General features: G+C 52.0%; 22 protein-coding genes. 2 read left to right on the forward strand and 20 right to left on the reverse strand.

Annotation, left to right across the window (positions count from 1 at the left end):
- Positions 1–193 precede the first annotated feature (193 nt).
- Entirely contained in the window at positions 194–868 is a 675-nt protein-coding gene (locus BMW43_RS07550) for a hypothetical protein (RefSeq protein WP_091745383.1), read from the forward strand.
- 123 nt (positions 869–991) lie between these two features.
- Here BMW43_RS07550 and BMW43_RS07555 read toward each other — a convergent pair whose 3' ends face one another.
- From BMW43_RS07555 to BMW43_RS07650, 20 genes are all read right to left on the reverse strand, one after another.
- Positions 992–1,987: an asparaginase gene (locus tag BMW43_RS07555; protein ID WP_091745385.1), complete on the reverse strand. Its 996-nt coding sequence runs from the start codon at positions 1,985–1,987 to the stop codon at positions 992–994.
- 68 nt (positions 1,988–2,055) lie between these two features.
- Complete coding sequence (gene ftsH, locus BMW43_RS07560; RefSeq protein WP_091745387.1) at positions 2,056–3,984, reverse strand: ATP-dependent zinc metalloprotease FtsH; 1,929 nt, start codon at positions 3,982–3,984, stop codon at positions 2,056–2,058.
- Positions 3,985–4,111: 127 nt separating this feature from the next.
- Positions 4,112–4,651, reverse strand: a complete 540-nt coding sequence (hpt, locus tag BMW43_RS07565) for a hypoxanthine phosphoribosyltransferase (RefSeq protein ID WP_091745612.1) — start codon at positions 4,649–4,651, stop codon at positions 4,112–4,114.
- On the reverse strand, positions 4,641–6,056 hold the full coding sequence (tilS, locus tag BMW43_RS07570) for a tRNA lysidine(34) synthetase TilS (RefSeq protein ID WP_091745389.1): 1,416 nt from the start codon (positions 6,054–6,056) through the stop codon (positions 4,641–4,643). The genes hpt and tilS overlap by 11 nt, the downstream gene beginning before the upstream one ends.
- Before the next feature lie 43 nt (positions 6,057–6,099).
- A complete protein-coding gene (locus BMW43_RS07575) occupies positions 6,100–6,555 on the reverse strand; it encodes a threonine/serine exporter family protein (protein WP_091745391.1) in 456 nt (151 codons plus the stop codon).
- A gap of 24 nt (positions 6,556–6,579) precedes the next feature.
- Positions 6,580–7,338 (reverse strand): threonine/serine exporter family protein, encoded by a 759-nt coding sequence (locus BMW43_RS07580; RefSeq protein ID WP_091745392.1) that lies wholly within the window; start codon positions 7,336–7,338, stop codon positions 6,580–6,582.
- Positions 7,339–7,621: 283 nt separating this feature from the next.
- Positions 7,622–10,087 carry a stage II sporulation protein E gene (gene spoIIE, locus BMW43_RS07585; RefSeq protein ID WP_091745394.1) on the reverse strand — a complete coding sequence of 822 codons (2,466 nt, stop codon included), beginning with the start codon at positions 10,085–10,087 and terminating at the stop codon, positions 7,622–7,624.
- Positions 10,088–10,569: 482 nt separating this feature from the next.
- The gene (locus tag BMW43_RS07590) at positions 10,570–11,019 is read right to left on the reverse strand and encodes a S1 domain-containing RNA-binding protein (RefSeq protein ID WP_091745395.1); all 450 of its coding nucleotides are present in this window, start codon (positions 11,017–11,019) and stop codon (positions 10,570–10,572) included.
- A gap of 114 nt (positions 11,020–11,133) precedes the next feature.
- Positions 11,134–11,487 (reverse strand): FtsB family cell division protein, encoded by a 354-nt coding sequence (locus BMW43_RS07595; protein ID WP_245732265.1) that lies wholly within the window; start codon positions 11,485–11,487, stop codon positions 11,134–11,136.
- 67 nt (positions 11,488–11,554) lie between these two features.
- A complete protein-coding gene (gene yabQ / locus BMW43_RS07600) occupies positions 11,555–12,052 on the reverse strand; it encodes a spore cortex biosynthesis protein YabQ (protein WP_177173498.1) in 498 nt (165 codons plus the stop codon).
- Between the two features lie 175 nt (positions 12,053–12,227).
- Positions 12,228–12,944, reverse strand: coding sequence for a lytic transglycosylase domain-containing protein (locus BMW43_RS07605; protein ID WP_177173499.1), 717 nt, complete (start codon positions 12,942–12,944; stop codon positions 12,228–12,230).
- 34 nt (positions 12,945–12,978) lie between these two features.
- Positions 12,979–13,260 (reverse strand): YabP/YqfC family sporulation protein, encoded by a 282-nt coding sequence (locus BMW43_RS07610; protein WP_091745401.1) that lies wholly within the window; start codon positions 13,258–13,260, stop codon positions 12,979–12,981.
- Positions 13,261–13,728: 468 nt separating this feature from the next.
- Positions 13,729–14,703: a SpoIID/LytB domain-containing protein gene (locus BMW43_RS07615; protein WP_245732266.1), complete on the reverse strand. Its 975-nt coding sequence runs from the start codon at positions 14,701–14,703 to the stop codon at positions 13,729–13,731.
- Between the two features lie 74 nt (positions 14,704–14,777).
- Positions 14,778–16,826, reverse strand: a complete 2,049-nt coding sequence (locus BMW43_RS07620) for a methyl-accepting chemotaxis protein (RefSeq protein ID WP_091745402.1) — start codon at positions 16,824–16,826, stop codon at positions 14,778–14,780.
- Between the two features lie 193 nt (positions 16,827–17,019).
- A complete protein-coding gene (pstA, locus tag BMW43_RS07625; protein WP_091745405.1) occupies positions 17,020–17,898 on the reverse strand; it encodes a phosphate ABC transporter permease PstA in 879 nt (292 codons plus the stop codon).
- Between the two features lies 1 nt (position 17,899).
- Complete coding sequence (gene pstC, locus BMW43_RS07630; RefSeq protein WP_091745407.1) at positions 17,900–18,808, reverse strand: phosphate ABC transporter permease subunit PstC; 909 nt, start codon at positions 18,806–18,808, stop codon at positions 17,900–17,902.
- A 135-nt stretch (positions 18,809–18,943) separates the two neighbouring features.
- The gene (locus tag BMW43_RS07635; RefSeq protein ID WP_091745409.1) at positions 18,944–19,819 is read right to left on the reverse strand and encodes a phosphate ABC transporter substrate-binding protein; all 876 of its coding nucleotides are present in this window, start codon (positions 19,817–19,819) and stop codon (positions 18,944–18,946) included.
- 362 nt (positions 19,820–20,181) lie between these two features.
- Entirely contained in the window at positions 20,182–22,029 is a 1,848-nt protein-coding gene (locus BMW43_RS07640) for a GGDEF domain-containing protein (RefSeq protein ID WP_245732267.1), read from the reverse strand.
- A gap of 220 nt (positions 22,030–22,249) precedes the next feature.
- On the reverse strand, positions 22,250–22,966 hold the full coding sequence (locus tag BMW43_RS07645; RefSeq protein ID WP_143050585.1) for a zinc dependent phospholipase C family protein: 717 nt from the start codon (positions 22,964–22,966) through the stop codon (positions 22,250–22,252).
- Between the two features lie 25 nt (positions 22,967–22,991).
- Positions 22,992–24,143, reverse strand: coding sequence for an MGDG synthase family glycosyltransferase (locus BMW43_RS07650; RefSeq protein ID WP_177173500.1), 1,152 nt, complete (start codon positions 24,141–24,143; stop codon positions 22,992–22,994).
- Positions 24,144–24,350: 207 nt separating this feature from the next.
- Between BMW43_RS07650 and BMW43_RS07655 the strand changes: the two genes are divergently transcribed.
- Positions 24,351–26,150 (forward strand): ATP-binding protein, encoded by a 1,800-nt coding sequence (locus BMW43_RS07655; protein ID WP_091745415.1) that lies wholly within the window; start codon positions 24,351–24,353, stop codon positions 26,148–26,150.
- Positions 26,151–26,295 lie beyond the last annotated feature (145 nt).

Consider the following 26,295-nt stretch of genomic DNA (forward strand, 5'->3'; position numbering starts at 1 on the left):
TGTGTTGCCGTTTCTGACGGGCATCAGCCCGCCGGGTCCGGCCGTCTTGCAGAGCCGAAAAATCCTAAATCCTTCTAATCTTTTAATGAGAGCTCAATATAAGTTTTTTTATCTCTCCTGTCATGATTTTGTCATATCTGAAACCTATACTAAAACTGACAAAAGAACCCAATTATGATACGGAGGGATTCACATGAATGTAAAAAAAATTTCCCAGACGGCTATGGCAGCCTTGGTGGCTGCAACCTTCCTGGTAGGCGGTCTGGCGGTATTGCCGACAGTACAGGCGGCTGACGGCGCCGATCGCCCGGCGATCGAACAACGCCATAAGATCAATCCGGAACAGATGGCCGAACACATTGCCACCACCTTCTCGCTAAATAAAGACACGGTCCTGCAATACTACAACAATGGTACAAGCTTCAAGGATATCCGGCACGCTGCTTTTTTAGCCAAAGCAGGTAACCTATCGCTGGATACTGTTTTACAAACTAAAACCGACAGCAATTCCTGGCAGGATGTAGCTCAGACCCTAAAAATCAGCCCCCAGCAAATCAAAGCCACCCGCATAGATTTACAGGCGAACCATCTGACCAAAGCCGGCCTTGACAAGCAAGCAGCCCTTGACCTCTTAAACCAGGGCTATCATCCCCGCGATATCGCCTGCGCCAACCAGTTGAGCAAAGATACGGGTAAATCCATCACCGATGTGCTGTTTTATAAAAAGATCAACAATACTTGGCAGGACGTAGCCACTACCCTCGGTGTCAGCCCCGAGCAATTCAAGCAGGAAATGAAAAATCTAAAGGGTTCTTTCCCGCACCATGGCGGCTTTCACCACAGAGGTACCGACCGAATAGCCTACTAAGTCTTAGCCAACTTGATAAATGCAATAAAAAAGAACCTGACTTACGTCAGGTTCCTCCGCAGACCGGCCTAGCTTGGGCCGGTCTGTCTTTTCATTTATCAGGAAGAGCAGGCCGCCTTCCTGTCAAAAAACGGCTTCCACTGTACCAATGATATCGCCGCAATGATTTTTTTGCGTAAAGGGAAATTTAGCCGCCAACAGCTCAAACTCCTGAGCCGAAATCAAGTCCAGTTTTTTCAGAAGAGAAATGACCACGGGCGCGACCGGCGCGTTACCACCATCGTCAATTTTGAGCGCTATCCCCAGTCCTTCATTTACCGCCGACAAACAATAGACTGCCTCAGCACCGACTTTGGCTACCAGACGTCCCTTGGTGACTTGCATGATCACCGTATCCAGGCGCCCGGTGCCGGCAACTACCTGAGGATAAGCCAGCATCGCATCCCGGATGGCGACCACGGCAGCCTGGCTTCCACCCCAGTCGGTTGCCGTCGGGTTTGCCAGCTTGGCATAAGCCAGCGCCATGTTCCGTAAAGGCAGGTAAAAGACAGGAACGCCGCAACCGTCAATGCCGGTCTCCACTTCAGCTGCCGGCAAGCCGGCTGACCGGCTGACAGCCTGCAGCATCAATTGCTGTACCGGATGTTCCAAGGCAAAATACCGGTCCCGCGGCACCTCCAGCAAGGTAGCCAAAGCCAGCATACCGGAATGTTTGCCGGAGCAAGGGTTGTGCACAGCCTGATAAGGCAGGTTCCGGCACATCAACTCCCTGGCAGCTTTACCGCTGAGTGGTCTGGCCGTGCCGCAGGCAAGGGCCTCGGTAGTCAAACCGATTTTGCCTAGCAGTTGACTGATGATCTCCACATGGTCCGGTTCACCGCTATGGGAAGCCGTCATAATGGCAAGTTCCCTGGTTGTCAGTTTAAACTTGTCCAGACCGCCCCGTTCCACCAGCGGCAACACTTGAAAAGGCTTGGCTGCCGACCGCCAGAACATCCTCCGTCCGGCATCGCCGACCTGGTACTGCACCTGTCCTGTCCGGTCCACCGCCACAATATCGCCGCAGTGAATGCATTCAACCTTGCCACCGCGGGTATAGTGTAGTAATACTTCACTCATAGCCAATTCCTCCTATAAAGAAGAAAAGACTTGTATAGTGCAAGTCTTTTCCGCAATGATGTTACTTATTAACGTTGCCAGCCGTGTTCGCGGGAAAGGTACACGATTTTCGGTCCCTCTGCCACACCACCACTGCCGGTATTATCCTGTGCAGCCGGTTCAGCAGGTTCAGCCGGTTTGTCTTCCCCTACCGCCGTGCCATCAATTTTTCCTTCTTTTAACAACTGCTCCAACTGAGAAGCTTCCAGCGTCTCCCGCTCAATGAGTGCCTGGGCAATCAAATGCAGCTTATCAATATTGGTCCGCAGCATTTCTTCCGTCTTGGTATAGGCATCCTCAATTAAGCGGCGTACTTCCTGGTCTATGGCCGAAGCCACCTCTTCGCCGTAGTTGCGGTCGCGGGAAATATCACGACCCAAAAATACTTGCTGATCCTGCCGGCGGCCAAAGGTAATCGGCCCCAGCGCTTCGCTCATACCGAACTCGCAAATCATTTTGCGCACCAGATCGGTAGCCCGTTCCAGATCGTTTTGCGCCCCTGTGCTGATCTCGGACAGAACAACGGCCTCTGCCACCCGGCCACCCAGCAGGGTTTTCAATTGATCTAAGAGCTCCGAACGAGTCGCGTAATAACGGTCTTCTTTCGGCAGCATCAATGTATAACCGCCGGCCCGGCCGCGGGGAATAATCGAAACCTTGTGCACCGGATCGGTGTGAGTCAGCAGCATGCCAATCAAAGCATGCCCAGCCTCATGATAGGCGGTAAGCTTCTTTTCCTTGTCGCTGATCACTTTGCTTTTCCGTTCCGGTCCGGCAACCACCCGTTCCACCGCTTCTTCCAGTTCCGGCATTTCAATGCGGCGCTTATTGCGGCGCGCCGCCAGCAGAGCCGCCTCATTGACCAGATTGCTCAGGTCGGCGCCGGTAAAGCCGGGCGTACGGCGGGCCAGTACTTCCAAACTGATTTCCTTAGCCACCGGTTTTCCCTTGGTATGAACTTTCAGAATCTCCGACCGGCCTTTTACATCGGGACGGTCGACCACAATCTGCCGGTCAAAACGGCCGGGACGTAAGAGCGCCGGATCGAGAATATCAGGACGGTTGGTAGCGGCAATAATGATAATTCCCTCATTGACGCCAAAGCCGTCCATTTCCACCAGCAACTGATTGAGCGTCTGTTCGCGCTCGTCATGTCCGCCGCCCAAACCGGCGCCACGCTGACGGCCAACAGCGTCAATTTCATCAATAAACACAATGCACGGAGCATTCTTTTTCGCCTGTTCAAACAAGTCCCGCACCCGGGACGCACCGACACCGACAAACATTTCTACGAAGTCGGAGCCGCTAATGCTGAAAAACGGTACGCCAGCCTCGCCGGCCACCGCCCGCGCCAGCAGTGTCTTACCTGTTCCCGGCGGTCCAAACAGCAGCACGCCCTTAGGGATACGCGCTCCTAAGTCATTAAACTTTTTCGGATGCTTCAGAAACTCGACAACCTCTTCCAGTTCCTGCTTCGCCTCATCGGCACCGGCCACATCGTGGAAGGTCACCTTGATCTTGTCTTCACTGTGCAGCTTGGCACGGCTTTTACCGAAAGACATCACCCGGTTGCCGCCGCCCTGGGTCTGTTGCATAATGAAAAACCACACGCCGATCAAGAGCAGCATCGGCAGAATTGACGAGAAAATTGTTGTCCACCAGGGTGGCTGTGGCGGCTGTTCAGCCTTAATATCCACATTCTTTTCCCGTAATGTATTAATCAGTGTAGGATCATTGGGTGCAACCGTGGTAAACTCCTGACCATCCTTAAGCTTACCTTTAATCGTATTGTCCACGATCGTTACACGTTCAACCTTTTGATCCGTTGTTTGCTGCAGAAACTGCGTATAGCTGATTTCCTGCTTGTTCGTGGTACGCGATGAATAGTAGTCAATTATCGATATAGCAATGATGATAATTAACAAGTAAAAGCTGACATTACGAAAAAATTTATTCAAAAAGTAGCCCTCCTCTCACTAGAGCCCAAAACCGATATTCCGCAGAGGTTCAAATACCTCCATAGTAGAACATTATACCATAACTGCCACTACTAAACAATTTGTTACCTTCAGCTTTTAACAAAATTTAAGGTTCATATACTGCTGGTTTCAAGATACCGATAAACGGCAGATTACGGTACTTTTCGGCGTAATCCAATCCATAGCCGACCACAAAATGATCCGGTATGGTAAAACCGTTATAATCTATATGCACATTCACTTTCCGGCGCTCCGGTTTGTTAAGCAGCGTGCACATCCGGAGACTGGCCGGTTTGCGTGATTTGATATTATCCAGTAAATAATTGAGGGTCAGACCTGAGTCAATGATATCCTCTACCACTAGTATGTGCTTTCCTTCCACCGTTTCATCCAAGTCTTTTAAAATACGCACCACGCCGCTGGAGGACGTACCGGCACCATAGCTGGACACTGCCATAAAATCGATGGCAACCGGAATATCAATCGCCCGTGCCAGATCGGCCATAAAAATAACCGCCCCGCGCAGTACGCCAATCATCAAAATTTCCTTGCCCGCATAATCCTGAGAAATCTGCTTCCCCATATCGGCAATCCGCTGTTTTAACTCCTCCGTGCTAATCAGTACTCTTTCCACATCATCCATCATCGAATGTACCATCTTTCTCCCCCTGCTTTTCGATTGTCAGCTGCAATAAATTCCGAGTATTGCTGTCTATTTTGCCTCGTTCAGACTGCCTGAAACCACAGACCCACAGTATTCCTGCTGCATCATAGATGATCGGCACCTGATCGCGCTGTTGACGCTCTACCTTAGCGTCAATAAAAAAGTCCTTTAATTTCTTGCTGCCCCGCATACCTGACGGAACAAAACGGTCTCCCGGCAGACGCGTCCTGATACCCAAGGGCGGCACAAGCTTGTCGGCATCAAAGACCGCGTTCTGCGATAAATGGTCACCAGTACTAGCTTGCAATAATCGGGCGTGAACTATGCACCCTAATTCCGCCGCCACCGTACGGCCCGGTACATTCAACCGGATGTCCACCGGAGCAGGAATCTCCGGTTCCGCCGGATGGGACAGAGTGCCAATGACAAGACCGTTATAAGTCTTGCGTGCCCAAAGGCAGCCGGGCAACGGCAGGCAGGCGCCCACCTGTCCGGTTAAAATCATCTCTATCATTTTTTCCACATGATAGAAGCTTATTCCTCTTAGATTTCCCTGTTTTTTTTCAATTGTCAAACGCAATACTTCCCGCTGCAGCGCACAAGGCAGACTGGCAAACTTCTGTCCGTCCAACACGAACATTTCCGACTCGGTTTGTACCGTTTCTCCCCAGATCTGCTCGGCTGCCGCCCGGACAAAAGCGTGCTCCTCGCCAATGATCGCCGCCGTGCGGCACAAAGACTCCTTAATTGCCGGATTATAGCGTTCCTCCAGCCAAGGCAGCAATTCCAGACGGATGGAATTGCGCAGATAATCGGTTTGCCGATTAGTGCTGTCCGTGCGGGCCGGCAGCCGGTGCTCCCGGCAGTAGGCCTCAATCTCAGACCGGGTCACCGCCAGCAACGGCCGGATAATTCCGTTACCGGTCGGCAGCATACCCGCCAGACCGTCACCGCCCGCGCCCCGCAAAAGATGGATGAGTACCGTCTCAGCCTGATCGTCCCGGTGATGGCCTGTGGCAATAGCTGCCGCTTTGACCTTGGCGGCAACTTCCCGCAAATACCGGTATCTGAAGAACCGTGCCGTCTCCTCCAGCGAATGCCCGGAACCGGCGGCTAAAGCCGGAATGTCCAGCGCCGTGCTGTAACAGCGGATATCCCGTTGCCGGCAGAAATCAGCGACAAACTGCGCGTCTGCCGCCGACTCAGCCCCCCGGATCATATGGTCCACATGGGCCGCTACCAGTTCAATATCATAGGTTGAGCGCAAAGCTTGCAGGATATGCAGCAACGCCAGCGAGTCCGGCCCGCCGGAGCAGGCCAGCAGAACGGTATCACCGGATCGCAGCAGCGAGTGACTCTCTATATATTGTTTAACTTTTTTTATCATACGACCGGCTTCTTCCCTAGGGCGTGTCAAAAAACTAGCCGGATCATTTCGGTAGCTTTCCGACACGCCCTAATTTATTATAATTTATCACCAGGCGATAGGCGGTAGAACTAGAAAAAATGCCGAAAGCAATGGCGGCGCCCGTCAAAACGGTACGCATAGCCATGGATACCCCGTCCACATAGTGCCCCTTCACCATATACAGCATGGTTGTATAGGCCTCGCTGCCCGGCACCAGGGGAAAAAACGCGGGAATAATAAAGATGATTGCCGGTTTCTTTAACAGCCGGGCCAATAGTTCGGCCGACACGCCGATAACAATGCTGGCCAAAAAATTAGCCATTATCGGGTTGGCTCCCGCCAGTCCCGCCAGATACATAACTCCCCAGGCGGCCACGCCAACGCCGCCGGCATATAACAGCAAGCTGCGCGGAATCCGGTATAACACCCCGACAGAAACAGACATTAGAAATACCGCCACCAATTTAAAAACAACCATACTACCTTCCCTTTCACCGCTTTTTCACAGGACCGTCGCCAGGACGATAAAAACGCCCATGGCTACCGCCACCGCCGTTAGCAGGGCTTCCATGCCCCGTGACAGGCCGCTCACCAGATCACCGACAATGAAATCACGCAGCGCATTGGTAATCGCCATACCCGGCACCAGGGGCATGATGCCGCCGATAATAATGCTGTCACGGCCTAAATGGGGCCAGTAATAGTATAAAACCGAACCAATCACCGCCACTACTGCGCCGCCTAAAAACTCATAAGCTACCGGCGTTCCCTGCAGCCGGGAAACAACATGGGCAATATAACGTACCGCGCCGGCGGCTACGAAAGCCGCCCCAATCTCAAAAAAACCGCCGGCCTGCAGGACAGCGGTCGTCGCCCCGATGGCGCCCGACGCAGCTATGGAAGTCGGCAAAGAGAATCCGCTCCGTTCCTTGGAGATGCGCAACAGGATGGCTTTGGCGCTGCCAGGATCAATACGCCGCTCCACCAGCCGGCGCGACAGCTCGTTCACCTTGGCAATGCGGTCCAGGTTGATCGTCCGGTCCCTGACCCGGCGAATCATTGTCAGCGACTGGCCCGACGCATCGCTTACCGTCAGAAAGACCCCGGTTGGAATGACAAAACTCTCCACACCGGCCGCGCCGCAGGCTCTGGCCATATGCTCCATCGTTTCCTCCACCCGCCGGGTCTCACCGCCGTTTTTTAGCAGGACTTCACCGGCCAGCGCCGCCAACAGAACAATCTTCTCCAAGGGAATCTCCACATTGCCACCACCTTTTGGTATTACTGTTCGCCCAGATTATAAAATTTCCTTCTGAGCCCGGCAGTACGACGCTGGGAAGCCCCGCCGGCACGGGCAGAAAAGGCAGCCCGCAAAACATAATGATGTGACCAAATGAAAAAATCCATTACGCCACAGGTCTCGAAACCATTCGCGGGTCCTGGCAGCGAGACTATTCCGCAGCACAAAGTAAGGGAGGGTACTAAAATAGTATGGCTCCCTCCCTCGTCGCTTATTAAATCCCGGTACAGAAAAAACAGCCGGATTATCCGGCTGTTTTTCCCTGTAGGGCATTGGACTCCGCAATCCGGACGGCCAACACCGTCATATCATCCCGCAGGCGTCCGCCCGACAGGCGTTTGGCTTCCGCCAGAATCTGCTGTGCCACCTCCTGCGGCTGACTGCTGCGCAGGCGCCGCAAATAATTGATTACCCAATTCTCTTTGCCGGCTGCCGTCGCCTGTACATCGGCCACACCGTCGCTTACCATGACAATAATATCGCCTGCCGCCAGTTGCGCCTCTACCGGTTCAATTTCAATCTGCTGCAATATGCCGATTGGCAACGATGCCGACCGGATCATGCCGACTTCATGAACCCGTTTTACAAAACTTGGCGGAGCGCCAATCTTGAGAAACTCCACCGCCCCGTTATAAGTATCAATAATTGCCATATCCAGCGTAGCAAAGCTTTCAGCCGGTCCCTGCAGCAGCAGCATAGCATTGGTTGTCCTAATGGCCGCTTCCACAGCAAAACCGGCAGTCAGGAGTTTTTCCATGAGTTGTACCGCCAGAGAGCTTTCCGTCGCCGCCTGACTGCCACTGCCCATACCATCGCTTAGTAGCAGCAGCGTTTTCCCTTGCGGCAAATGTGTGACGGAACAGGTGTCGCCGCAAACCTGGTGTACCTCCTTAGCTAAGCTGGCCATACCGGCCTGTACGGTAAAACGTTTGGCCGGCTGGAGCACGATCTGACAGGGCTTGTGTCGCAGGGCATGACCGCACTGAGTCCGCAGTACCATTCGTTCCTGCAGCAAATTGGCGGCCAACGGCAAAATAACCTGCCGGCATTCTTGCCGATCCTGACAAGGTTCCTTTTCCAGCCGGATACATAACGTCCCTTGGCGGCCGTTCACTTTCACACCACTCACGGGACAGCCCGCCTCGGCCGCTTTCGATGCCAGCAGCGCCGCCGCTCTCCGGTCATCTTTTGTTTCTCTGACCACTTCCTGCGCCAGGTTTCCCACAATATTGGCAATCGCTTTCATTTGTTCGGCCACCAGTTGCCGCTGGCCGGCCAGCTTGTAACGGCTGCCGCCCGTACCGCCGCTCTGCTCAGCCACCGCAACAAGAGCCACCGCCAGTTCCCGCTGTTTAATGCATACGCTGCGCAAATAAGGCGGCAATGTGCTGCTTGTGATGGCTTCCCCTGATAAAATCAGTTCACTAATCACCTGGCTGGTCCGGTAAAAATCAACTTCCCAGCAATTGGCCCGCTGGGCGCAGGCCCCACAAACCTGTTCATCAATAGCCGCCAGCACCTTGGCAGTCGCTTCTTCCCGGAACTGTTCCGGTCGCGGCTCGCTAACCCGGTTCATGGTCACTGCCAGTTCCTGAAATAGATCAGCCACATGAGTCAGTTTAGTCGCCGCCTCACTGATTTTTTGCGACGGTTTTGCCCGTTCTCCCCGCGGCACAAAGCGGGCCGTCCATTCTCCCAACCAGCTCATGGGCAGGCAAATAAAAGGAATCGCGGCTAAGGCGGATTCACTTAATACATTTAACAGCTCAGCAGCTTGTCCAAAGAATAATATGGTCAAGAGACTGCCTGTTTCAAAGCCTAAAATAACGGCAAATTTACCAAATTTACGAAAAATACCCGCAAAAGTCCCGGCCAGGGCATAGTACGCCACATGCATCACCGCGCCGTCCAGCAATCCGGCGGCCAGACCAAGCACGGTCCCGGCAGCGGCACCGGCTCCCGGTCCGCCCGCCAGGGCCAGTATCATGATTAGCAGACTGCCGGCCATATTGCGTACATTGTAATCCAATAACCACCAGCCATCCAAACCGCTGCTAGCAATCGCCAGCAAAACGACCAGACACATGAAGGTTTCCTGACTGAGCTGCCTGCCGGCGCTTGCCGGCGCCGCCTGCAAGACCGGGAAAGCGTATAAAAACGCATAGGCCAGCAGCATGCACATGGCGGCCTCCATACAAATTTCCAATACCGTATACAGGGTAACAACCGGTAGGTTCATATAAGCCAATCCCAGCCCGCCGATCAGTACCGTGCCCATCAGAAACAACGGAACGGCCAGGAATTTCCGATGCAGCAGCGTAAGCTTGTCTGCCAGCAGAAAGTAAAGCAACACCGACAACCCGTAGACTGACGCCTCCGAATAGTGTCCGGCCGACAGGCTCCCCACAATCACCCAGAACCCGGCCCCTAAAGCCTGACTGGGCAAGAATTGAGCCGTTGCCGCAAAAAAGGCCAGTCCGAAGGGAGAAATTTCACCGAGAATACTGACCCTCGACAGCAAGAAGGCCAGTACGGCAACAAACAAATACTCCGCCGTCACCACCGCCGCAAAACGTCTAACCAACAGGCGTCCCACTTTGAAACTTTCTGTCATTCGTTGCTTTATGGCAGGCGCCGCACTGACCTGTTCGGCCATTTCCGGCAGCCCTACGGCTTTATCCGGCAAAGAAACTACTGTTACTTTCGACATAAGAACCTCCACCTCTGCTATCTAGTCCCTTGGCAATTCTAAAACGACAGATGATGGCGGCTATGTTTCGCAGCACAAGGCGAGGGAAAGAGGCATACCGAACGTATGCCGATTGACGACAACGCAGTGTTACGAAATATAGACCGTCAGCATTACAGGATTAGGGTTGTCCAGAGACGTTCATCTGTACTATCATTTTACAGAAAGGAATACCCAATCTTTGTCTGAACAAGTCGCTAAATTGGAAAAATATTCCGACATATGGCAAGCGAAAAGTACAAATATATCCATGACTGCCATTGATCAGTACCGGCAGTCCTAAGAAGTGGCTGAGTAAATTGTCGATACAAATAAAAAACGGTGAGGGCTTTTGCCTGTCTCCGGCTAAGAAGACAGGGCAAAGGCCCTCACCGTTTTATTGCAAGCCGCCCACAAGTCTTCCGGCACAAAAAAAGAACCTTCCCGCAGGAAGGTTCCATCTTTTATTCCGCTCGGCGGGCAGCGCCACGGCCACCACGCTTTGATTCCGTGTTGCGCTTAAGATCACTTAACCGTTCATCACTGTCTTTCAGAAACTTGTTCAGCTTATCCTCAAAAGAAACGGTGTTAAACTTGTTGGGACGCCGATTGTCATTGGCAGGGCGCCGATTATCATTGGCGTATACTCGTTTGGGGCCTACAGCGGCATTAGGATTTGGCGCTTGCAACTGTTTGATGGACAAGCCGATTTTACCGCGCTCGTCAACCGATAACACTTTGACCTTTACCTTATCCTGTTCCTTGAGAAAATCTTTTACATCGCGGACATATACATCGGCGACTTCAGAAATATGGATGAGACCGACTTTTCCTCCAGGCAGTTCAACAAACGCCCCGAAATTTGTAATCCCGGTTACAACGCCCTCTACCACACTGCCAATTTCAATGGACATACTAACAAATATCCTCCCTTAAATAACTCGTTTTGCAAACATATTATACTCTTGACGGTGAAAAGGTGTCAAGAAATACTGTTACAATTAACAATCTTATAACAATAATGCCCCTTATTCCTTGGCCGGAACATAGGGCACTTCTCCCGGTTTTACCAAACCCAGTTCCTCCCGGGCCAGCTTCTCAATATAGGTCCGGTCATTCAGACGGTTACGCTCCTCCGTCAGTTCGGCATGACGTTTGTCGGCTTCCGCCAGCTTAGCTTTCGTCGCCTCAAGCTCCTGGTTGATCGCATTAATCTGAGATTGTTGTCCAAAAGAAAGATACGCAAAATACACAATCAGTCCGATAACGACCAGCCTAAACCATTTTAGCCGGTATTTCGGCCGCTGCTTGATCACTTTCAGCACCACCATCATTGATAATTTCCGGCACCACGAGGCAGCCGGCAAAAGGCAATACAACATTCATTTCTGCCTATATTCGCCAGACCGCTCCGTTTTCCTGCCACACCAGACGGCTGGCATCAGAAAACTACTTCTCCGGCGGCCGCTTGTTAAAGCGCCAGGGTCTACGGGCGCGGCAATATCGCCCGGCGCTCCGCCCCGCAGCCGCCAGCCGCCGCCCAGTAAACAGAAAAGGAAAGACCAGTGCTCCAAACAGGATAGCCACCGGTTTTACCACCAGCCAGAACAGCAACAGTTTCAGGTATCTGACGCCGGCGCCGGTAAGCCGGAGCCCCTGCAACAGCAAACGAATGACGAAGGAGCTGGCCAGACGATAGTACAGAGCGGCACCGGCAAATAAACCGATAAAGACATATAATCTGAGCTCACCGCCGTTGCTGAACAGCAGGATGCCGAAAACCACGGCGGTCGCAATCAGCCAGTACAAAAGGTCGGCCAATGCCGTGCTCCATTTTTTCAGCCTGGCGGTTCCCCGTAAAACCCGGTAGCCGTCAAATAAAATGCCTAGCAGGAAGCCTGTTGCCGCCATGACCCCAAACACTGCAGCCTGCCCGCTCAATTCCATAGTCTCACTCCTTACCCTAGTAGTCTGCCTACTTTGAAAGCCTAAAAGAATTCGCGGGAATTTTTTCGCAAGGCGAGGCAGAGAGGCGCATCTATCGAGCATAGATAAATCGACGGCAATGAAGCATTGTGGAAAAGGACCATGAGGCCTTTATGATTTCAGAGTAGACGGACCACTAGTACCACCGCCAGGATTTATGTCTGTTACGCAGTTGGCGCCCCTGACACACCAAAAGCAGCAGTGTTGCCCCTGTCAGCAGGTGCAACGGCGGCCAAAAGGCGTTCAGGTCATCGCCCGGCCAGGTAAACGGCTCTTGCCGCAGTTCGGAAGAGTACCGCGCAATCCGTGCCAGATACTGCCTGGTTTCATCATACGGCGGTACGCCGCCGTAGTCATCCACAGCCTGCGGTCCCGCATTATACGCCGCCAGCGCTTGTACGGCATTACCCTTGTACCGCTCCAGCAGGCGACTCAAATACGCTGTGCCGATCCGTATATTTACCGCCGGATCAAAGTAGCAGGCTTCATCGCTCCGGCCACCGGTGGCATGAATTTCACTGTTGATTTGCCGCCAGGTGGCCGGCATGACTTGCATCAGCCCCCTGGCACCAGTCGGGGACACCGCCTGAGGATTAAAGGAACTTTCAGCGAAAATCACACCGGCTACCAGTTCCGGATTAACGCCGGCCGCCCCAGCCGCCTGATTGATCAGCCCGGCATAGGGGATGTCCGCCGGCACCGGCTGACCCGGCGCTGCTGCCCGGTTATTAAAATGCCGCCAGCTTAAGGTCCTGTATCCCAGCACCGCTGTGTGTAACACACCATACGTCAGCAGCTCAGCCAGCAGCAGCCAGACCAGGAAGCGCCATGTCCTTAGCAGTCTGCTTCGCAAGCCCATTCCTCCCCTGTCTGCCGGGAATAACCGTCTATTTTAAAAACCTTTCCAGCAGCCCTTTTTTCTGGTGCCCACCGTCATCATAGCTAATGCCCTTGACTAGCCCCTCCACCACCAGGCTCCCCTGCTCCAGATTAAGCTGCTTAATATTGAGATGCTCTCCTTTAATCGACAGCAGGCCCTGCTCGGTTTCCATGATCATTTCATTTTCATCATAACTGCCCAGGCTTACCACACCCTCGACCTCCAATTCCTCCCTTTCCACTAACCGCAGTTGATGCTGCCACTTCGGTGTTCTATTATCAACCGGCATACCTTTCCCTCCCCGATGATCCATCGACTTAGTGATGTATATGCAGGGACAATGTATTCTATTACTTTTCCTTTTACCATTTAATACCTGTTCTTTCCCACGTCTTCTTCGGGCCTGTTTGATGAGATAAACTGTCTCCAATCATCTCTTCCCCTTTTTGTCATGATACAAAAAGGGGAAGCTTCCTAAAATCCGAAACTCGCTTCGCTCAGACAAGCGGATTTCTTAACGGAAGCTGCCCCTTCTGGCATCCTGCGGACCACCTTTTTCCGTAACGGCCGTTAAAACCATCTAAACGAGTTAAAGTAATTCCTTACCGCAGAAATTATCATTGGTCTCTGATCATTCATCAACTAATTATCATAGCCTTTTGTGTTAGAAAGAAAACTTTCTGCTGACTACTATGCTTTTATGAAAGAGAGGCTGTTGCGTTAAAAACCACAACAGCCTCTCTAACTGACTTAAATTTTAGTTCCATCGTTTTTCGATGGTAACATCCTTAAAGTAATGTCCAATGATGTCTTGCGACTTTTTGCCTTCTTGGGCCATTTTGTTAGCGCCCCATTGAGAGATGCCTACGCCGTGGCCATAGCCTTTACCGGTAAAGCGAACGCTATTGCCTGTCAGCTCAATCTTATCAAGCAGCATGGATTTTAGCTTGCTGCTGCCCAGGCCGATGCGCATTTCCGGTCCCGACACCTCGATAGTCCCGTTGACCAGCAGCGTCAGCGCCCGGCCGGAAGGACCTTTTTTACCGATTTGCAGGTTATCCAGGCTGGTCACATCCTTACCCAGACCGTGCAGCACATCCATGACTTCCTGCTTGGTAAACTCGGCTGTCCAGTTTTGCACATCGGCGGGAGCCAACTCATCCGGCGATTGCACACTGGTGATATACGGCGGCTCGTCCTCTTTAAAATCCAAGCCTTCTTTAGCAGTGGCCGTTATACCGCCGGCGCTGGCATGAAACCAGGCATGAATGGGCTTACCCTGGTAGGTAATGATTTGACCGCGGGTCATATCCACCGCTTTTTTCACCTGATCATTAACCGCTTGAGCATCATAGGCCTGAAATTCCTTAATATCGGTCGAAGCCTGTGTTCCCCGGTCAGGTACGCCGCCCTTTTCCTCAATAGCCTGCAGGGTAAAAGTCCTGGCCAAAATCGCCTGTGTAGCTAGCGCCTCCAAGGGCCAGTCATTCTTCATCTCACCGGCCACTACACCGGCAATATAGTCTTCCATTTTCATGGAACGTTTCTCACCGGTTTCATGCATATACACGGTGATGGTCGGCTCGGTCCCTTGAGCCGTTTGCTGCTGGGGCGCCGGCGGCTTCTGTTCCGGCTTTTGCTGCGGCGACTTCGACCAGGAACAGCCGCCGAGCAGCAGGATGGCGGCAAGCACAATCCATAGCTTAACATATATCGGTTTCATCTTCTGCATATCACTGCCTCCTTAGCAATTATCTGCTATTAGTATGACAATGATATGAGAATTTTATCACTACTCGCTAATTTTTACACCGTAAACTGACGTACCATCGACTCCAAATCGGCAGCCATACCTTGCAACCTATCTACCGCATCGGTAATTCGATGGGCCGCGGCTGCCTGTTGCTCGGAAACGGCGGCAATTTCCTGCGAACTGCCGGTATTGCCGGCCGCCAGTTCGGTAATATGGGTTACGGCCTCAATGGCCTGACCGCATAGCAGCATCTGCGCATCGGTTTCCTGTGTAATGGTCTTGGCCTGCGATCTGACATACTCAATATCTTCTACAATCTTGGCAAAGGCAACGCCGCTCTGCTGGGTGATAACCACGCCTTTATCCACATAACTGCGGCTTTGCTCCATCGCGCTGACAGCATCCTCCGCCTCATGATGAATCCGACTGATAATGTCGGCAATCCGGCCTGTGGCTTGTGTCGACTGCTCCGCCAGTTTTCGTACTTCCTCCGCCACCACGGCAAAGCCCCGTCCGGCCTGACCGGCCCGGGCCGCCTCAATCGCCGCATTAAGCGCCAACAGATTGGTCTGATCGGCGATTTCCTTGATAATATGAGTAACCTGACCGATCTCCCTGGTGCAGGCAACTAGTCCGGCTACCGTCTTTCCTGTTCTGTCGGCCAACAGTTTAATCTGATCCATCGTCCCGGTCGTTTGTTCAATCACCGACTGACCTTCCAGTGCCGCAGCGGCGCAAACCTCAGTCGAACGGGCAACCTCCTGAATACTTTCTGTGACCGTCCGGGTCACACCGACCAACTCATGCAGCAAAACCTCGGTAGTTTCGGTATCGCGACTCTGTTGTTCCATCTGTCCGGCAATATGTACAATCGATTCTGCCACATGACTGCTGGCCGACTTAGCCTGTCCGGCAGCCTGTCCCACCTGTCCGGAGGATTCCAGTACCAATACGGCCGTTTCCTTTACCGACAGAACAATTTGCCGCAAATTAGCCGTCATTTGATTGAAACCGCCTGCCACACGTCCTAGTTCATCATTATTCCTATTGTCCAGCTGATGGGTCAAATCACCGCCAGCAACCCGTTCCACCGCCTGCTGCAATTTTTTAAGCGGCAGCAGTGTTTTGCGGATAGCAAAAAAACCAAGCAGTACAAAGACAAGGGTAATCGCCGCCGTTACAAAGATGCTATGCCGCACCGTTGTGTAGGCTTCTGTTAAGGCCAGCTCTTTGGGATAGGCGGCGATAGCCAGCCAGGGAGTATTGGCAATCGGCCGGTAAGAGATCAAATATTCCTGACCCCGGAAAACACCGATAGTATCGCCGGTTTCCTCGGTTACCGCCTTTTTATAAAAATCGTCGGGCAGCACCTTGCGTTCGGTGACTGCAGCCGTATCGCTCTGATAAAAGAGTGGTACTTGCTCATGATCAACAATGATGACGGCATAGCCCGGATTCTGGGCTAATACCTCTTCCACCATGGTATACAGAGTGTTCAGCGAAATATGCGCCCCCAGCACACCTTCCACCTGGTTGCCGCTGCCGTATACAGGTGTGGTTCCTACCAGTTGCAACTGCTGATTAGGTCCGGCCACAGGCTCCGAGATTTGCGTCAACCCCTGCAACGCTGTTTTAAAATAGCCGGCCTCTGCCAGCGACGGCATGGTCAGCGGCTGGGTCGACCATACCAGGCTGCCGTCAGGCCTAGCCACGAATAAAGGATCATTACCGCCATAATAGGCCTGAATCGTCTCCAGATACTGCCGGATAGCCTCAGGCTGCATCGTCCGTAGCGCTTGATAAGCCCCGGCTACCGTAATAAAATTCTTTTTACTTTGCAAATAACGGCCGATGTCACTGGCCACGCGTTCAGCTACTTTATTGTTTTTATCTACAGCAGCGCTTTGCAGACTGGACATGGTCTGCGCGGCAAAATACCAGCCGGTCAGCAGCATCGCCAAAGAGCAGATGACAACAATAAACCCTGTGGCCCGTGTCACCAGGGAAGACATTAACTGCCGTACCGCGTGCTCGCCCTTTTCGTACCGGCAGTTCGACAAACCTCTGCGGATGCTCTTCAAACCTATTTTGATTCGGTTCATCCCCGTGCCCCCTAATCCATGTATGTTCGTTTACATATTACCATTTTTTTCTTTGTCCACCTATAGCAATACATCATATTTAACAAAGACTTAACACAGTGTTAATCTTTCGCTCATCTTAACATAACAACAGGGGCAGGGACCCTTTTACGGTCCCTGCCCCTGTTGTTATAAAGCCAGGTTAATCCTTTTATTAATGCTTTCCGGCACTCAGCTTTTTCTGCAAAAGCTGCCCCGGAATAGTAAACATCAGATTAAAGGCCAGGATGGTGATAATCAGCAGCGCGCCAATACCGTTGGCAATCTCCATCCGGTCAGGCACCAGGCCGACCGCCATGACATACCACATATGCACCGCCAGTGTTTCACCAGCCGCTGTCACATCAAAATTAGGAATCTGACGGGCTACTGTCGTACCGGCGGTAAATATCAAAATGGCTGTCTCGCCGAGGGCTCGCCCTGCTGTCAGGGTAATGCCGGTGATGATTCCCGGCAGGGCATTGGGCAGTACCACCCGCCAGATGGTTTGCCACTTGGTGGCGCCCAGCGCCAGACTGGCTTCCCGGTAAGATACCGGCACGGTGCGGATCGACTCCTCCGTTACCCGCACCAGCACCGGCAGATTGAGCAGCATAAGGGTAAGCGAACCACCGATAATGCTGAAACCGACCCCCAGCATGTTCACAAAAATAATCATGCCGAACAGGCCCAGTACGATGGAGGGTACAGTCGCCAGGCTTTCGGTACTAAGACGGATTATATCGGTAAGACGGCTGTTTCCGGCGTATTCAGCCAGATAAACCCCGGCACCAATGGCAACCGGAATCGAAAAGAGCAGGGACAGCACCAAAATATAAAAGGAGTTGAAAAACTGCGCTCCTACACCGCCACCCACAGTAATATCGCTCGACCGGCCGGTAATAAAGTTCCAGGATAGGACGGGAACTCCCTGATACAAAATATACAGCAAAAAAACTGCCAGAATGCCCATGATCAGAAGACCGGCTCCCCACATCAGTGCCGTCGCCAAATGGTTGATCAAGTAAGACCTCTTAGCGTACGTTCCGTTCATCTCACCCCACCCTTTCTTTGGCAATCCGGCGAATAACCAGGATCATCCCCAGTGACAATAAAAGCAATACCAGAGCCATCAAAAACAGTGAATTGCCCCAGGCCGAACCAAACGGCGTATTACCCATTTCCACGACAATCTCACTGGGCAGTGTCGCCGTAGGCATAAACAAAGACTTGGCCAATTGCGGCGTATTGCCAATGATCATTTGTACCGCCATCGTCTCTCCGATAGCCCGGGCCATGGCTAAGATTACTGAGGTTAAAATACCCGGCAAGGCGGCCGGCACCAGCACCTTCCATAATGTCTGCCAACGGGTCGCGCCCAGGGCCAGGGACGCCTCCTCCAGCGTACGGGGCACCGCCCGCAGCGCATCCTCCGAGATGCTGATAATCGTCGGCAATATCATAACTGCCAGAATCACGGCCGCCGCCAACAGGCCAAAACCGGAACTGGCATGAAAGGTTTCCCGGATAAAGGGCACTAGGATGGTCAACCCCACAAAGCCGTAAACCACGGAAGGTATGGCCACATACAAATCAGTGGCGGGCCGCATGAAATTTCTCAGCCGCGCCGGAGCAATCTTGGCCATGAACATAGCTCCCGCCAAACCAAGCGGCGCACCAAGCACGACTGCCAGCAGTGTTACGAGCACCGACCCGGAAATGAAGCTAAAGGCACCATAACTGCCTTCGCTCGGGTCCCATTTGGTCGAAAAGAAAAACTCGCTGGGACTGACTTCCTTAAAGGTGAGCAGCCCCTGCTGCCCGATAAAGAGAATGATCGACAAAATAATAACCGCCATTAAGCCGGCACTGGCAATAAATAAGTACCGGACATATTTATCATAGAGAAGTTTCCATTTATGTTCCCTATCTTCTACTGTTACACAGTTCTCTGCCAACTCCATGACCTCACATCCTTATAGTTCTCATGAGTTCATTATAAAGCACCGGGTCAGGGCAATTTGTTAACGCTTTGTAAAGTTTCTGTTAAATAAAAAAGCAGGCCACGAAAAGCGTGGCCTGCCTTTAGAAGAAAGCGCTTATTTCTTCACTTTGGTGATGGGAATAAAGCCGTTTTTCTCTACATAGGTTTCCTGGAACTCTTTGCTCATAACATAGTCAATGAAGGCTTTCACCGCACCGGTGGCTTCTCCCTTGGTATACATATGCTCATAGGCAAAGATAGTGTATTGACCGCCGATAACCGCATCAGGACTGTACTTTACACCGTCTACGGCCAAGGCTTTGACCGTGTTGTCGGCATAAGCGGCGTCAACGTAGCCAATAGCACCGGGTGTGCTGGCAATTGCCGAACGAACCGCACCGTTGGAATCCTGAATAACGGCATTGTCAGTAAAGGCAGCGCCTTTCAGCACCAGATCACTGATAGTAGCGCGGGAACCGGAGGATTTAGCCCGGTGAATCAAGGTGATTTTTTCATCCTTGCCGCCCACATCTTTCCAATTGGTAACTTTACCGGTCAGAATATCGACATACTGCTGTTTTGTCAGATTATCCAGAGTGACATCCTGATTGGCAATAAATACGAACGGTGCTACTGCGACCTGATGATCAATCAGGCCTTTATCTTTATATTCAGCCGGCAAATCAACATCGGAATTGCCGATATTCACCGAACCTGCCGCAACCTGATTCATCCCGGTGAAGGAACCGCCGCCGGCGATATTGATCGTGACCTTGTCATGTTTTTTCTGGAACTCTTCCTGAGCTGGTTTGAGGAGCGGCAGCAACGCCGTCGAACCTGATGCTGTTACCGTACCTTCCACTTTAGCCTCAGCCGGCTGGCTTTTTCCTTCGGTGCCTGCCCCCGAGCTACCGCAGCCTGCAATCACACTCATACCTAGAACAAGACCCAACACAGCGGCCAAAGCCTTTGACTTCTGAACAAGTTTCATCAAATGAGACCTCCTATTTTTTTGGCTATGCTCTCATTGTAAAGCATGCCCAACTGGCCTGTGTTAAGCGAATGTTACGGTTTTGTTAACTTTCTTCCAGTGCCTCATCCGGTGAAACTGGAAGTGTAGCGTCGAGAATTCTTGCTGTCAGGCGAGACAGAGGAGGCGCATATCGCGGACATATGTAAGCCGATGACAACGAAGCCGGCAAACAAAAAGGCCGACAATACTTAGGCTTTTACCGAGGAGGCACTAGCCATGCACCAATCCGCCGCAACGGTCTTCCGACAAAGAAAAAACCGGCCAATGCCGGATTTGCGCGTTTACACCAACTCTTTAATTACTGAAAACAGAACAACTATTCAATGGCCGCAAGCTTCCGGTCCGACAAAGTAGCAGCTTTTCCAGATGACTTTGCAGCGTTTTTTTACGCCTCCGGCGGTTTCAGCCAATGCAGCCGTTGACTTAAACCGTCCGGCCTGGTTTTTTACCACGGCAATGGACAGGGAAATCAGCGGATATTTTTCTTCCACACCATGACGGTTTTTGGCAATGATATATCCCTTAATTTTATCCCGTTCGGTATAAAAATCCAAAATCCGGTTATCGAACAATTCAATGAGCGCCTGGCACAGAGCTTCCACATTCACCTGTTTTACCACGGCGATAAAATCATCGCCGCCAATATGCCCGACAAAACAATCCCGGTTGCCCCAAAGCAACACCTGCTGTTGAATCATCTGAGCCAGCATGGACAGTACCTTATCGCCGTTGTCAAACCCGTAGGTGTCGTTGTAGGCTTTAAAATTGTCCAGATCAAAATAGAGCACGGCAAAGTCCGTGCGCCGCTCCAGTTCCTGCCGCAGTTTTTCTTCAATCAGAATATTGCCCGGCAGCCCGCTGAGCGGGTTGCAATGCTTAGCCCGGTTGACCTCCAGCTGAGTGGTTTTTTCCAGCAGGCATTTTACTGTAGTAATGCCATAATACAGCCCATTGCGCGTTACGATAATATAGTCATATAAATTCTTCTCCGGACGGGACACGGCAAACTTGGATACCTGGTCCAGGGGCATATAATAATCGACAATCAACGGATTGCGGTCCATGAGCAGGCTTACCTGCCGCTTGGTGTATACGGCTACTCCGTACTGGGTGCCCAATCGGCCAAAGAGGGTATTGCGCATCAAAAGGCCGACCGGATAGCCATCCTGGACAATGGTAATCCCCATTAAGTTAGGATTACAGTCAAAATGCTCGATGGCCTGAGAGCCGATTATGCTGACTTCAAAGGACGGGTCACGGCGAGCAATATCGCCAATCGGTATAGTCAGCGGCGTATGAAAGAGTTCCTGCTGCTTTTGCTCCTGTTTAGCTATGACATGCTGCCTGATGGCCGGCAAAATATCCATAAACTCTGCCTCTGGCCGTCCCAGAAAGAAACCCTGTCCATAGGGAATGCCAAGGGAAATCAACGTGTTGAGTTCATCAACAGTTTCAATGCCTTCGGCAATAATTTTCATATTCGTCAATACGGCAAAATCCTGAAAGGCCCGCATTAATGCCTGTTTTAGCGAGTCCTTATCAATATCACGCACCAGATCCATGTCGATTTTCACAAACTGCGGTCTGGTTTCAGCCAGCATTTTCAGGCCCGAATAGCCGGACCCGGTATCATCAATCGCAATTTTATAGCCCTGACTGGTATAATTGTCCAGCACCCGCCGGAAACTTTTATAATCATTGATCGAAGTTTTCTCGGTAATTTCAAAAATAATCTTGGTCGCGTCAATCTGATAGCTGTCCAGAATTTCCTTGGTGACACCTTTTTCAAAACGGGCGTCGTTGATGATCTTCGGGTCCACATTAATAAACAGCATCTGCATATCAGGCAGATGCTTTGCCTTTTCCAGCGCCTTTGTCCGGCATAAAAAATCTAAATCCCAAACCTTGCCACTCTGCTCGGCGGCTAAAAACAGCAAAGCAGGACTCTCCAACGGAGAGTTCTGCGGTCCCCGGCTCAAGGCTTCATAGCCGGCAACCGTCCCGTCGTCTAACGATACAATCGGCTGAAAAACCGGCCGGATTTGTTGGTTGGCAAGAACCTGCTCAAACTCCTGTAGCATATCTGACGTGATCATCGTATCATTCATTGCACCATCTGCGGCACGGTTAGCCGGGTTTTTTGAGGCTTCCCACTTGAGTGCCAGCACATTGGTTCCTCCGATAACATTTTTTATTCTATTAAGCAACCGTTTCTTAGGAAACCGCTGATTTAATGAGCCTGCCGGCCTGGCGAGAGATTTTTCCGACTGGCAAGGAAGCAAAAGCGCAGGAATAGCGGCCCCTATTTCAAGGTTTTGCTGACGTAGCCAGACGGAAAAAGATCCGCCAGGCTGCGTGGCATGAATAAGTCGGTGGTTCCCTTAGCGGTTACCCGCCGTTCAAACTCTGCTGCGGCAGCCCAACCTGTTCGGAAAACCGCTGCAGTAAGCCGGCGGTAGTACGTTGGGCCAGCGGTAACAATACCAGTGTTGCCGAGCGAAAATCCGTAATACTTGCCGTTTCATTTACCCACTCGAGCAAATCGGCGGCAATCAGCGCGTTATGTAAGGCAAGTCGGCAGGGATGCTCACTGTCATACACACCCTGTCCTTCGACGGCAAATTCGTGATGATGCTGTTCGGCCCAGCGTTCATACTCGCGGTGACCGCAAAACAGTTTGGCTCTGGCATGGTGCGGCACGCACACATCCTGCAGCAGGTGCGCCGCTGCGCCCAAAAAGAAGACGGCTTTGGCGATATCACCACACTCAAAATGCTGTACTCCCCGGTTATAATAACCCTGCAGTTCGGCCAGGGCATTGCTAAAGTGCCACAGTCCCCTGCCACTGACCGGATCAAAGTAATGGCCGGCGTTTTTCCAGCCACCATCCGCCCAGTAGACGCCAGCGTTCAATTCAGCCAAATAACTTTCAAAAAACACCGCGCTCCCCATGAGTCCGTCTTTTTTTAAAGTAGCAACAGCCTGCCTGTTGCAGAATTCATGGGTAATACCCGGACGGTCAAGCAGACCCTGCAACGGACTGGCTATCGCCAGCATCAGCGTTGTACCGGTATATTTCACAGAAGGAGATTGGCTCCCTTGCACACAGCATCACTCCTCGCCCACCGATTTAGAAACCAGATACGATTCCCCGTTTATCGAAGCGGTGACTGATAATAGCGGCAATCGCTTCTGCCGCCCTTGGTTGCCCAAGCTTTTCTGCATTATCCTGCACAAAAGCCGCGATATTGCCGTTCACAATCATGCCAGTTAAAAGTCGCTTTAATTCAGCGTCATTCTTTACCCAGAACGCCGCCCCCTTGGCATCCAGATAGGCTGCGTTTTCCTTCTCCTGCCCCGGAATGGGAGCATACAGCAGCATCGGCAGTTTCATGCTCAACGCCTCACTGATCGTCAGGGCGCCCGGTTTGGTAATCAGTACATCGGCTGCCGCCATCAGTTCCGGCACCTGACTGGTATAGCCCAGCAGCTTGACCGGATGACCGGAAGCCGCCGTAACCGCTTGTAGCTTTTTATACAATTTCCGATTCTTGCCGACCACCACCACCAGTTGCAGCGGCAGGGAAATTTCATTCAGCACATAAATTGCCTGGCTCACGCCACCCAATCCCAAGCCACCGCCCATGAGCAGCACGGTGTAGCGATCGGTCGCCAACCCCAGCCGGCGGCCGGCCGCCGTCCGGTCCACAGCCTGGGAGAAGCGTGAATCAATGGGAATACCGGTTACATTCACCTTGGCAGCAGCCACCCCCTGTGCCAGCAAAGCCTCCCGCAATTCCGGCACGGCAACGAAGTAACAATCCACTTCCGGATATACCCACAGGCGGTGTACGGCAAAATCAGTGATCACGCCTACCAGCGGAATATGAATTTTTCCCTTCCGTTTCAAGTAGGCCGCCGCACCACAGGAAAATGGATGGGTCGCAATCAGCCAGTCCGGCTGATAGGTTTCAATAATTTCCAGCATACTTTCCTGTAAAACCCGGGCCATTAGGGTTCCCATCCCCGTTCCCTGCCGGCCGTTTTGGGTCCATCGGTATAAAACATCATATATATTAGGTGACAAACGGAGCATTCTCAGATAGGTTTCCTTCATAAAGCCACTCAGATAAGACCTTTCGCCATCCATAAAATCGACTACCGTAATCTGTGCCAGCGGATATCTGCTTTGCAGTGCGCCGGCAAGCGCATTCGCCGCCCGGTCATGGCCCGAACCAATAGAAGCCGACAGAATCAAGATGTTTTTGATTTGTCTCGACATATTGTCCCGCCTCCCCAAACATCGCATTCTATGATTACAATGATAGCATATCACAGGCAAATTGTACTACTTGTTAAGCTCATATTAACTCTTGTTAATTTTTTGTTAAATAAAACAGCCGCCGCCGGCATAGCCGGCGATAGGCATTGCACGGTCTTAATCAAAGGCTGTATAATGAAGGCACCATATTTCCGGGAGGTGTCAGCTATGTTCCGCTGGGGAATCCGCTCCAGACTGCTTGTTTCTTTTTTATTGCTGGGGATTATTACCCTGTCTTTACTGGGAGGCTATATTCTCTGGTACTTTTATCAACACAACCTGGAGAGCCTGACCAGCAACTTATTGACCCACGCCCAGGTTACCGAGCAGTTCCTGCTCCATTCCATGCACACCCCGGAGGGTAAAGCCTCCCTTGATCCGGAGGTCAAGGAGCTGGCTGCCAAAAATAATCTGCGGATTACGATAGTCGATACGGCCGGAACAGTGCTGGCCGACTCGTGGGAAAATCCGGAAATGTTAGAAAATCATCTGTCCCGGCCGGAAATCAGCGACGCCATCCGTCAGGGTACCGGCACTAGCATCCGTTACAGTACTACCTTACACCAGAACCTGCTCTATGCGGCCATTCCTATCCGGCAGCAGGGAGAACTATTAGGCGTAGTCCGTGTCGCCAGTACACTGGCCTACGTGGAGGCCGGGTTCGGTCAAATCCGCTCCGCCGTGCTAGCCGCCCTCTTCCTGGTCGCGCTGCTGACCATCCTGCTCAGTCTGCGGCTGGCCAAGCACTATACAGCGCCACTGGAGGACATCACCGCCGCCGCACTCGCCATTGCCAACGGGGACCTCAAACGCCGTGTCCACACCCACACCGGTGACGAGCTTGACTTTCTGTCTCAAGCGTTAAATAATCTGGCATCCAATCTGGATGACAAAATTCATGAAGCCCAGGCAGAGACGCAAAAGCTGTCGCTAATTTTACAGCATATGGACAATGCCGTTATCCTGCTCGATCGCTACGGCCGGGTTACGGCCATCAATAAAATGGCCAAAGACACCTTTTCCATTGACGATGCCATGATGGGCCAGCATAATCTGCAGGTCATCGGCAACAGCCTGCTTAATCAGGCTATTCAGGAAACCCTCCAGTCTTCCGTAAACAAATCGATTGATTTAAAAACCAATATCGGCGGCAACAAACGGGTATTCCGGGTTTTTGTCGCCCCCATCATCGACCCCGAGCAAGAAACTACGGGAATTCTTACCGTGTTCCACGATATAACCGTGCTGCAGGAAATCCACGAACGCCAGGCCGAGTTTGTGGCCAATGCCTCGCACGAATTGGCCACCCCGCTGACCGCCATTAAAGGCTTTGCCGAAACGCTGCTGGACGGCGCCCTCCAGGACCCTGAACTGAGCAGCCGCTTTGTCAACATCATCCACAACCAGGCTGAACGCATGCACCGGCTGGTAAAGGATTTGTTGCAACTGGCCAAGCTTAATTCCCAGGAATACCGCCAGCAAATCAGTCTGGAACCGGTCAAACTGCAGCCACTGCTAGAGACGGTAGTTCAGGAACTGCTGCCGAATATCGAACGAAAAGAGCAGCATCTGTCGCTGGAAGTGACAGAAAACCTGACGATTCCCGCCCACCCTGACTGGTTAAAACAGGCATTAGTCAATTTACTGGACAACAGCAACAAATACACACCCAATGAAGGCAAAATTATCATTACCGCCTGGCAGGAAGCGACGCAGGCCTGCATCAGAATCCAAGATACCGGTCTGGGCATTCCGTCCCAGGATCTGCCGCTGATCTTCGAGCGTTTTTACCGCGTGGAACGGGCCCGAACCCGCAGCACCGGCGGCACCGGTCTGGGCCTGGCCATTGTCAAATTCATTACCGAAATGCATGGCGGCCAAATTAACGTAACCAGCGAACTCAATCGCGGCACGGCCTTCACCTTACGGCTGCCGCTCGGCCCGGCACCGGAAAAACCATCAGAATAGTAGTTCCCTTTACTATCAAACGCGGGGCGATCACATCGTTTCGCGTTTGGTTTTACCTGATTTTAAAGAAACCATAACTCATAGCCCGCCGGCTTCGCATATACTGTATATAGGCAGGTCAATATTCTCAGGAAAGAGGGATTGT

Source organism: Propionispora vibrioides (genome assembly GCF_900110485.1).
Lineage (GTDB): Bacteria > Bacillota > Negativicutes > Propionisporales > Propionisporaceae > Propionispora > Propionispora vibrioides.